The 11,922-nt window shown below is 61.0% G+C and carries 3 protein-coding genes; 2 read left to right on the plus strand and 1 reads right to left on the minus strand.

Translation table 11 applies throughout. The features are described 5' to 3' along the window. On the minus strand, positions 1-1,096 hold a 1,096-nt coding region (locus AC1DRJ_RS11900; RefSeq protein ID WP_477802316.1), incomplete at its 3' end, for a histidine kinase. 72 nt (positions 1,097-1,168) lie between these two features. On the opposite strand from AC1DRJ_RS11900, the gene AC1DRJ_RS11905 reads away from it, so the two are divergent. Further along, complete coding sequence (locus AC1DRJ_RS11905; RefSeq protein WP_477802317.1) at positions 1,169-1,672, plus strand: hypothetical protein; 504 nt, start codon at positions 1,169-1,171, stop codon at positions 1,670-1,672. A 297-nt stretch (positions 1,673-1,969) separates the two neighbouring features. Further along, the coding region (locus AC1DRJ_RS11910) for a peroxidase family protein (protein WP_477802318.1) at positions 1,970-11,922 on the plus strand (9,953 nt) is incomplete at its 3' end.

Here is an 11,922-nt window from a genome sequence, read left to right on the forward strand (position 1 = left end):
GTGGTGCCAGGCCGAGTGATATTTCCCGAACTTCGTTTAAAGCATCCTCGCCGGCCCGTCTGATCATTTCGAGGACTTCCACATTTGAGGCGCCTTGCGAATCTTCCAGCTCTTCAAGGCGTAGGAGAATAAGTGACAACAGCTGAGCAGGACCATCATGAAGATCTGCGCCGATCCGCCGCAGAGTGAGTTCATTGATTCTGGAGAATTCGCGATTAGCAGTAGTGACTTTTCGCTGAAGGGTGGCATTGTTTGAGTGCAGCCTGGCTTGTTCCTGTATTCGCAATTTAAGTGATGTTTCATGCTGCTTTATTATCTTGTCGCCACGCCAAACGATAAAAAACAACAGTAAAATCATGGCGATCGTTGCTGGCCCAACAATCACCCATACTTTTTTTCGAACGTTAGTTATTTCACGCTGTAATGCTTCCGCGGTTTCGTAGAACTCACCAACCGCAACAACTTTTCCAGAACCCGCTTCGCGCAGTGGAGCAAAAATTTCATAGAGTGGAATATTCAAGCTTCGCTCAAAAGCATCCTCAGTATCATCTTCAGTATAGTCCTCAAGATCATTGTCCAGATCTGTATAGATCTTTCCTGTCAGCGCCTTTGAGATCTCCTTTGTCGGAAAAGTTTTCCGGACCGTGGATTTGTCGGTGCTGTAGACAATCGTGCCGTCTGGAAGCCAGATCTTCACCGAGACAACATGTGTACTCAACGAGGTGCTAGCCAGAAGGTGATCAATAGTCTGAATAGTTCCATCGGGGAGTTCTTTGGCAGTGGTTAATCCTTGCACAAAGGGTTCAAGAAAGTTTTGCATATAACGCGCGCCCGTCTCTGCCGCCGTTTGAATCGTTGCATCTTCGAGGCTCTGGCTTACGAGGTTTCCAACGAATGTCATGGTCAAACCCAGAATTATTGTGGCGAAGATAACGAACTGGGTTGAGCGGCTCAAATGGCGCAATTTCGCAAGGGTGCTATGAGTTCCTGGCGCTCCACCACTGGACGTTTGGCCAGCCTCTGATCCGACCAAGGTCTGATCCGATTTTTCGACCAAGGTCTCAGTATTTGATTGGGCTTTTGTCTCTGTACACATCCGGGTAGCACCTCAATACTCATTTTCAATGGAGTGTAAAGCTGGCGTTTGAGATTGATGGCGGGAGGCGCGATGAATAGTTTAAAAAGATTTTCGACCCATCTGGATAATCCCTATTTCCGGCAACAATTGCCAGGAGTTATTACCAACAGTATGGTCGACTATTCGCCCCCTGTACTGTCACTTTACGGCCATGCAGGCCAGGATGGGAAACTCAGTTCTCTTGAAATATTTGTTGGGAAAACATTCCAGTACGATTTTCAGTACAGCAGTGCGGGTGTTCCACTCAAGCAGAACCAAACCTATGGTTCCAATGATTTCCTGACTCCGCCACCCAGCGTGTGGAACCAGTCTCCAATACATACCAGTCAATTCGTAGTTGATGCTCAGTGGCTCATGGATAAAAGGCTTGTTGACGAAGCCGYATGGATGCAGAACCGTGCCATCACCCCTCAGGAAGTCCCGGACTATCGCGATCTTCGCGAGCCTATTCCGGCCAACGACTCTGATCGCTGGATGTGTGGCATCTGTGATAAGCCCCACTTGCCTGAGAGAACAATATGGACAAATACATAGAGCCCCGATACGTGACGGGGTCTTCAGTAAGTTGCACCTTCTATTCAGCCTGGGTTCATGGGCCGTCGCCTCCTTGAGGCGCAATACCAGCCTGTAAGTACGGTTGTCATGGGGAATTGATCCTCAGTTGAGCACTGCTGATCGCACGCGATTCAGTAGGGGCTCGGTGCGGCCGTGGTACCAGGTCCCGTCGTTCGATTTTCGATTTTATTTATGGGGTTCAGCACTAAACCACGCGTTTGAAGCGGTGTTTTATGCGTGTGGTTTCCTGATCAGTCAAGCATCGAGGAAACAGCCATGGCCAGCTTCATCAAGTCCGATCTCGAGTTCATTCTCGAACAAATTTTCATCGCTGAACGGCATGCGGCAGGCGCGAGTCTGGCTGACATGCTGCCGAACGTAGAAGTACCCTTCGGCCTGCGCACCGTTTCCGGCATCGACAACAACCTGGCCAATCCCCAGTTCGGCGCCGCCGACAACTTCTTCCCGCGCATGACAACGCCGGTGTTCAATACCGCGCAGGTCCAGCCGGCCGGGTTCTTCGGCCCCGCCGATCCTGGCGGAACCACACCGACCTCCTACCAGCAGACCAGCGGTTTCGTCTTCGACTCGCAGCCGCGCACCATCAGCAACCTGATCGTGGACCAGACCGCGAACAATCCGGCGGCGGTCGCGGCCGCAGCGGCCAATCCGGATTCACAGGTCGTCACCAGCCCCGGTCTGGATGGCCTGTTCGGCACCGCCGACGACATTTCCGTCTTCCAGATCCCCAATATCACGCCGGACGCGGCTCTGACCGTGCCCTTCAACGCCTGGATGACCTTCTTCGGCCAGTTCTTCGACCACGGTCTCGACTTGGTCACCAAGGGCGGCAGCGGCACGGTGTTCATTCCGCTGCAACCTGACGATCCACTGTTCGTGCCTGGTAGCCCGACCAACTTCATGGTGTTGACGCGGGCCACCAATCTGCCCGGCGCCGATGGCATTCTCGGCACGGCCGACGACATCCACGAACAGCAAAACACCACCTCGCCGTTTGTCGACCAAAACCAGACCTACAGTTCGCATCCCTCGCATCAGGTGTTTCTGCGCGCCTATGAGCTCAACGCCGCCGGCGATCCGGTCGCCACCGGCAAGCTGATCACCAATCGTGACCTGGGCGTCGATGGGCATTTCGGTACCGCTGATGACGTCGAAATCGGCGGCATGGCCACCTGGAAAGTGGTCAAGGCACAAGCCCATGATCTGCTCGGCATCAATCTCACTGATGCCGATTTCGACAACGTACCGCTGCTGGCGACCGATGATTACGGCAACTTCATCAAAGGGCCTAATGGCCTCCCCCAAGTCGTGATGATGGGCGCGGATGGCATTGCCGGCACGGCCGATGACGTGCTCGTCGAGGGTAATCTGGCTGCACCCATCAGCCTATCGAACGCCGTGCGCACCGGCCACCAGTTCCTCATCGACATTGCGCACAGCGCCGATCCGACCGGCGGCCTGACGCCTGACGCGGACACCGTCATTGGCGGCCTGCAAGCGCCCGGCACTTACGACAACGAGTTGTTGGATGCGCACTACATCGCTGGCGATGGCCGGGTCAACGAGAACATCGGCCTGACCACGGTGCATTCCATCTTCCACAGCGAGCACAACCGGCTGGTTGACGATACCAAGGCGACGGTGCTTGCCTCCGCCGACCTCGATTTCCTGAACAAGTGGTTGATGCCCGACGCCCAACTGACAGCGCTGCCAGTGACGCCGACCGACATCGCGGGCCTGCACTGGAACGGCGAGCGGTTGTTCCAGGCCGCCAAGTTCGGCACCGAGATGCAGTACCAGCACCTGGTGTTCGAGGAGTTCGCGCGCACCATCCAGCCGCAAGTGGACGCCTTCCTGGCGCCTATGGGTAACGACACCACCATCGATCCGTCGATCGTCGCGGAGTTCGCGCACACGGTCTTTCGCTTCGGCCACTCGATGCTGGTGGAGACGGTCGATCGTTTCGACCCCAACTTCAACGTCGTCGGCGACGGCAATCCGACTGACCCGGGCAATCAACAAACCGGCCTGATCGCGGCCTTCCTCAACCCGCTGGCATTTGCGGCTAGCGGCCCCACCCCTGATCAGGCGGCAGGCGCCATCGTACGCGGCCTGACCCGCCAGGTCGGCAACGAGATCGACGAGTTCGTGACCGACGCGGTGCGCAACAACCTGGTCGGCCTGCCGCTGGACCTGGCCGCCCTCAACCTGGCGCGCGGCCGCGACACCGGCATCCCGTCGCTGAACGCGGCGCGGCGCGAGTTCTACCACATGACCGGCGACAGCCAGTTGACCCCCTACACGAGTTGGGCCGATTTCGTGCAGCACATGAAGCACCCGGAATCGCTGATCAATTTCATCGCCGCCTACGGCACGCATTCAACCATCACTGGCGCTGTGACGATGGCGGACAAGCGCGCCGCGGCTGCGGATCTCGTGCTCGGCGGCGCCACGGCGCCGGCTGATCGCCTGGACTTCCTGAACAGTACCGGCGCCTGGAGCAGCAATGCCGGTGCGGACGGTATTCTGCACACCGCAGACGACGTGACCATCACCGGGCTGGACAACGTCGACTACTGGATCGGTGGCTTGGCCGAGGAGAAAATGCCCTTTGGCGGCCTGCTGGGTTCGAGCTTCAACTTCGTCTTCGAAACCCAGTTGGAAAACCTGCAGAATGGTGACCGCTTCTACTACCTGGCACGCACTGCGGGACTCAACTTCGGCACTGAACTGGAGAACAATTCGTTCTCCAATCTGGTGATGCTCAACAGCGACGCAATACACCTCCCGGCTAACATCTTCCAGACGCCGGCCTTCATCCTGGAGACCGACCCGACGCACCAGTTCAACGCGAGTGTGGTGGCCGGCCCAGACGGTATCGTCGGCACGGCCGACGATCTGCCAGCCAACGCCGACCCCTTTGGCCCATCGGACCATCCGATTGGCTCACCACGTATTGACCATTTCACGCCGCTGGTGATCCGCGACAACCCCGACACAGTGGGCCCGGATACCAACTACCTGCACTACACCGGCGGCGATACGGTCGTGCTTGGCGGCACAGCCGGCGACGACATCCTCATTGCCGGTGACTCGGATGACGACACCGTCTATGGCGACGCCGGCAACGACCGCCTCGACGGCGGCTACGGCAACGACAACGTCTTTGGCGGTGCTGGCGACGACATCATCACCGACATCGGCGGCAGCGACACCCTGCGCGGCGAGGACGGCAACGACGTCATCCAGGCTGGCAATTCGACCCTCGGCCTCAACAATCTGGTCTTCGGCGGCGCTGGCAAAGACTTCATCATCACCACCGAAGACATCACCATGACCTTCGCCGGCGCGGGCGATGATTTCATCCTCGGCTCCAAGGTCAACCTCGCGCCGACCGGCAACGAAGGCGACGACTGGATCGAGGGTGGCACCCAGGACGGTGCGCCCGGCGATAACATGAGCCCGACATTGTCCGACGATGTGCCCGGCAACGACATCTTCATCGGCACCGGCGGCTTCGATGAAATGATCGGTGAAGGCGGCGACGATACCTTCGTCGCCAGCGATGCCCAGGACAAGATGGACGGCATGTCCGGGTTCGACTGGACCACCTACAAGAACGACAAGTACGGCGTGACCGTCGACATGGTCGTTCCCTTCTTCAGTCCGTACCACGCGGTGCCCGATGCCGCGGGCAATATCGTGGGCGCCGTTGCGCAATCGGCCGACTCGATCTATGACCGGTTCGCGGAAGTGGAGGGCCTGTCGGGGTCGGCCTTCGCCGACTTCCTGCGCGGCGATGAACAAAACGCGGCCATCATCGCCAACGTCACGGCCAGGGGCAGCGTCCTCACCAACTTCGATCTCGTCAGCGGCCTGCGGGCCTTCGTCGGCAGTGCCGGTTTCGGTGCCGACGGTGTCGGGGGGACGGCCGACGATCAGTTCGGCGCGGGCAACATCATCCTCGGCGGCGATGGCAGCGACATCATCGAAGGTCGTGGCGGCAGCGACCTCATCGACGGCGACAGTTGGCTCAACGTGCGCATCAGCGTGCGTCAGAACGTGGATGGCACCGGGCCGGAGATCGCCACCTTCGACAGCATGACGCCGATGATCCCGCTCATGCTCAACGGCACCTACAATCCCGGCCAGCTCGTCGCCGTGCGTGAGATCCTGCCGGGCGTGGGCGGCTTCGACACCGTCAACTTCATGGGCCCGCTGGCGAACTACACAGTCGCCGTCGACGATAACGGCACCCCGCTCAACTTTGCCGACGACATCGTCACCGTGACCGACAATGTCGGCAAGGAAGAAACCGACCGTCTCACCCACATCGAGCGGCTGCAGTTCTCCGATCAGTCCATGGTCCTCGTGCCCGGGCTCAACGCTGAGCCGGTGGGCGCGCTGACGGTGGATAACACCGCACCGACCGTTGGCCAGATACTGACCGTGTCGGCGGCAGGCCTCACCGATGGCGACAATGCGGGCGGTGCGATCCACAATTCCATCAGTTACGTATGGCAGTTTGAAGCGACACCGGGCTCGGGCGTCTTCGAGGACATCATCCTCGGGCCAGGCCGCATCGGTATCGGCTTTACAAGAGCGGACGCGCCCACTTTCACGGTGACGTCGGATCTTGCCGGCCTGGCAGTGCGCGTCAAAGGCATCTATGCGGACGATCATGGCGTGACCGAGCAGGTATTCTCGGCGCCGACTACGGCAGTAGTGGCCGGGGCGCCGGCCCCTGCACCGGCGCCTTCGCTGATCGATCCGCAGACCACCGCCGCCAGCAACGGTGTGCGTTACACGCAATCGGACCTGGCATTCATCCTTGACCAGATCAAGCTGGCGGAACACCACGCGGCCGGTGAGAACCTGAACTCGCTGCTCCCGAATATACGGATGCCGTTCGGTTTGCGCACGGTCGAAGGGACGGACAACAATCTGCTCCATCCCGAGTTCGGTGCCGCCGATAATGTGTTCCCGCGCCTGACCACGCCGAACTTCCTCTCGGCCGACGCCGGCACGAGCTACACGCAGACCAGCGGCCTGGTGATCGACTCGCAACCGCGCACCATCAGTAACCTGATCGTCGACCAGACCGCCCACAACCCGGCGGCGGTCGCGGCCACCTTCGATCCGGGACTGGATGGCGTCCTCGGCACGGCTGACGATGTCCTCAAGGCCGGTGCGCAGGTGGTTACTGGAACCCGCACCGACGGCACGACGTTCGAGACCTTCTTTGACCCGAACGTGAGCCCCGACGCGGGCCTGACCGCGCCCTTCAACCAATGGATGACTTTCTTCGGCCAGTTTTTCGACCATGGCCTGGACCTCGTCACCAAGGGCGGTTCAGGCACCGTGTTCGTTCCGCTGCAGCCGGATGACCCGCTGTTCGTGCCCGGTAGCCCGACCAACTTCATGGTGTTGACGCGCGCCACCAATCAGCCCGGTCCCGATGGCGTTCTGGGCACGGCCGACGACATCCACGAGAACACCAACACCACCTCGCCGTTTGTCGACCAGAACCAGACCTACAGCTCGCATCCCTCGCACCAGGTGTTCCTGCGTGCCTATGAGCTCAACGCGGCTGGCGATCCGGTGGCCACCGGCAAGTTGATCGAAAATCGTGATCTGGGCGCCGATGGGCATTTCGGTACCGCAGATGACGTCGAGATCGGTGGCATGGCCACCTGGAAGGTGGTCAAGGCGCAAGCCTATGATCTGCTCGGCATCAATCTCACCGATGCCGATTTCGACAACGTGCCATTGCTGGCGACCGACGCCTACGGCAATTTCATCAAGGGTCCGAACGGTTTTCCGCAGGTGGTGATGAAGGGCCTGGACGGCATTGCCGGCACGGCCGACGATGTGCTCGTTGAAGGCAATCCGGCGGCGCCCATCAGCCTGGTCAACGCCGCGCGCACCGGCCATGCTTTCCTCAACGACATCGCGCACACCGCCGTTCCGGTGGACGGCCAGACCGGCGCAGCACTCCTGCCCGATGCGGACAATATCGTTGGTGGTACACCTGCGCCGGGCTTCTACGACAACGAACTGTTGGACGCGCACTACATTGCCGGCGACGGCCGGGTCAACGAGAACATCGGTCTGACCACCGTCCATTCCATCTTCCACCATGAGCACAACCGCTTGGTCGATCACACCATGGCGGTCATCCTGGCGACAGCGGCAAGCGGCGACGTGTCGTTCCTGAACGAGTGGCTGCTGACACCTGTCACTGCCGTTCCCGTCGACACCTCGACCCTTGACTGGAACGGCGAGCGCCTGTTCCAGACCGCGAAGTTCGGCACCGAGATGCAGTACCAGCACCTGGTGTTCGAAGAGTTCGCGCGCACTATCCAGCCGATGGTCGATCCGTTCTTTGCACCGGGTCAGGTGTACGACACCGCGATCGATCCAAGCATCGTTGCCGAGTTCGCGCACACCGTCTATCGCTTCGGGCACTCGATGCTGCTGGAGCAGGTCGACCGGCTGGATCCGAACTTCGCCTCAAGCGATATCGGGCTGATTCAGGCCTTCCTCAACCCGCTCGAGTTCGCGGGCAGTGGCGCCACTCCGGAGGAGGCGGCCGGTGCCATCGTGCGCGGCGTGACCCGCCAGGTGGGCAACGAGATCGACGAGTTCGTCACTGAAGCCCTGCGCAACAACCTGCTGGGCCTGCCACTCGATCTGCCCGCCATCAACCTGGCGCGCGGCCGCGATACCGGCATTCCGTCCCTGAACGCGGCGCGGCGGGAGTTCTATGCGCCCACCGGCGACGCAGAGCTCAAGCCCTACACGAGCTGGGCCGATTTCGTGCAGCACATGAAGCATCCGGAATCGCTGATCAACTTCATCGCCGCCTACGGCACGCACTCGACCATCACCGGCGCCACCACGCTGGCGGACAAGCGCGCCGCGGCTGCGGACCTGGTGCTCGGCGGCGCGACGGCACCGGCCGACCGTGTCGACTTCCTCAACAGCACGGGTGCCTGGGCCAGCAACGCCGGTGCGGACGGCGTTTTGCACACGGCAGACGATGTGACCATCACCGGCCTGGATGATGTCGACTTCTGGGTTGGCGGGCTGGCCGAGGAGAAGATGCCTTTTGGCGGCATGCTCGGCTCGACCTTCAACTTCGTCTTCGAGAACCAGATGGAGAAACTCCAGGACGGAGACCGTTTCTACTATCTGGAACGCACCGCCTCGATGGACTTTGGCGCTGAGCTGGAGAACAACACGTTCTCCGCGCTGGTGATGGCCAATACCGATGCAACACACCTCTCGGCCAGGGTTTTCCTGACGCCGGCCTACACGCTGGAGGTCAATCAGGCGAACCAGTACAACCCGAGTGTGATTGCCGGTCCCGACGGCATTGTCGGCACCGCCGATGATCTGCCGGCCAACGCCGATCCTTTTGGTCCGTCGGACCACCCGATTGGCTCACCACGCACTGACTTCCTCACACCGCTGGTGATCCGCGACAACCCCAACACGGTAGGGCCGGATAGCAACTACCTGCACTACACCGGCGCCGACACGGTCGTATTGGGCGGTACGGCGGGCAACGACATTCTCATTGCCGGCGACTCGGACGACGACACGGTCTATGGCGATGCCGGTAACGATCGGATTGATGGCGGCTACGGCAACGACCAACTCTTTGGCGGTACCGGTGACGACATCATCACGGACATGGGCGGCGACGACGTCATCCACGGCGAGGACGGCAACGACGTCATCCAGGGCGGCAACGGCCTCAACCTGATCCTCGGCCAGGCCGGTCAGGACTTCATCGTCACCGGCGAGGACGCGGCCGACACCAGCGGCGGCCTGGGCAACGACTTCATCCTCGGCAGCAAGGCGAACGAATTCGCGCGCGGTGGCGAAGGTGACGACTGGATCCAGGGTGGATCCGCCGATGGCGTCGCCGGCGACAACTTCGACCCATTCGGAAACGATCCGATCAATGGCAACGACGTCTTCATGGGCGATGGCGGACCGGACAACTTCGACGGGGAGGGCGGTGATGACATCATGATCGGCAGCCCCAGCGAGGCGGACCGTTTCATCGGGTTCTCCGGTTACGACTGGGCGACCTACAAGGACGATCCGGCCGGCGTGACCATCGGCCTCAACACCAGGCTGCGCTTCTTCGATCAGCCGGCGGTGCCTGGCTCCACCGCGTCGATCCTTGCCCGGCTGGACCTGGTGGAAGGGCTGTCGGGATCGGCCCACGCCGATTTCCTCAGCGGCGATGACTCCACTGCCGACGTGCTCGCCATCGCTGGCGCCAAGGGCAGCGTGCTCACCAACTTCGACCTCATCAGCGGTCTGCGGGACTTCGTCGGCAGCGCCGGCAACGGCGCGGATGGCATCGCCGGCACTGCCGACGATAAGTTCGACGGGGGCAACATCATCCTGGGTGGCGACGGCAGCGACGTCCTGGAAGGCCGTGGCGGCGATGACCTGATTGACGGCGACAAGTGGCTCAACGTGCGCATCAGTGTGCGGCAGAACATCGATGGCACCGGGCCGGAAATCGCCACGTTCGACAGCTTGACACCGCTGGTTCCGCTCATGTTGAACGGCACCTATAACCCCGGCCAACTCCAGATCGTCCGTGAAATCCTGACGGCGACCGGTCCCGACTTCGACACGGCGCTGTTCTCCGGCAACCTGGCGGATTACACCGTGGTCAATAACGTCAACGGCACCGTTACGGTCACCGACAGTGTCGCTGGCAGGGACGGGAGCGACACCCTCAGCAATATCGAGCGGTTGCAGTTCTCCGATCAAGCGGTCGTGCTCGGCGGTTTGAACTCGGCGCCAGTCGGGGTGCTGAGGATCGACGATGCCACGCCCGCTGTCGGCCAGGTGCTGACGGTTTCGGCGGCAGACATCACGGATGCTGACAATACTGCGACAGGTGGCGCGATCGCCGGCCCCATCAGTTTCTTCTGGCAGTTTGAAGCGCGCCCGGGCTCGGGCGTCTTCGAAGACATCACCTTCTTTGCCGCAGGAGAGGTCGCGCGCGCGGAGGGTACGACCGTCACGGTGGGCTCGGAACTCAGAGTCCCACCACCGGCGACGCTCATCGGCGCTGTGCCGGCTATTCCTGAACTCGTTGTGGCAGCCGGGCTGGCGCTGCGCGTCAGGGCGGTCTACATGGACGCCAATGGCGTGCTGGAGGAGGTGTTCTCGGCGCCGACCGCACCGATTGCGCCGGCCGGTACCGGCACCATCAATGTCCTGCCGGTTGGAACGGTTCTGATCAGCGATACGACCCCCACCGAAGGCTCGGGCTTGACCGCCACGGATGCGTTCACCGACGCCAACGGGACTACGACCTCGGTGATTGCCCATCAGTGGCAGGTGGGGAGCGGTGCGGTCTTTACCGATATCGCCGGCGCGACGGGCACGACTTTCACGCCCGACCAGGCGCAGGTCGGCCAGCAACTGCGTGTCGTCGCGAGTTACACCGATGATCTCGGCACACTTGAGCGAGTCACCTCTGGCGCAACGACAGTGGTCGGTGATCTGTTCGTCGGTACCGCCGGTGTCGACATTTGGACCGGCACGGCAGGCGACGACGTGGCCAGCGGAGGTGATGGCAACGACATCCTGAACGGCCTGGGTGGCAACGACATCCTGAATGGTAACGCGGGCAACGACATCCTCATCGGTGGGCTCGGCGCGGATCTCATGGACGGCGGCGCCGGGAATGACGTCTACGAGGTGACCGATGCCGGCGATGTCGTGATCGAGGGTGTSGGAGGGGGKASTGACAGCGTCTGGACTTACCTGRACAGCTACACCTTGGGCGCAAACATCGAGGGCTTGATCTATGGCGGTACGGGCAACTTCACGGGGTTCGGCAATCAGCTGGATAACGTGATTGTAGGTGGGGCCGGGAATGACGTCCTCCTTGGTGGYGCGGGTGATGACACGCTAATCGGTGGCGCCGGGAGTGACGTCTACGAGGTGACAGATGCCGGCGATGTCGTGATYGAGGGTGTCGGAGGGGGKASWGACAGCGTCTGGACTTAYCTGRACAGCTACACCTTGGGCGCAAACATCGAGGGCTTGATCTATGGCGGTACGGGCAACTTCACCGGGTTCGGCAATCAGCTGGATAACGTGATTGTAGGTGGGGCCGGGAATGACGTCCTCCTTGGTGGCGCGGGTGMTGACACGCTAATCGG

Source organism: Pseudomonas sp. P5_B2 (assembly GCF_056400445.1).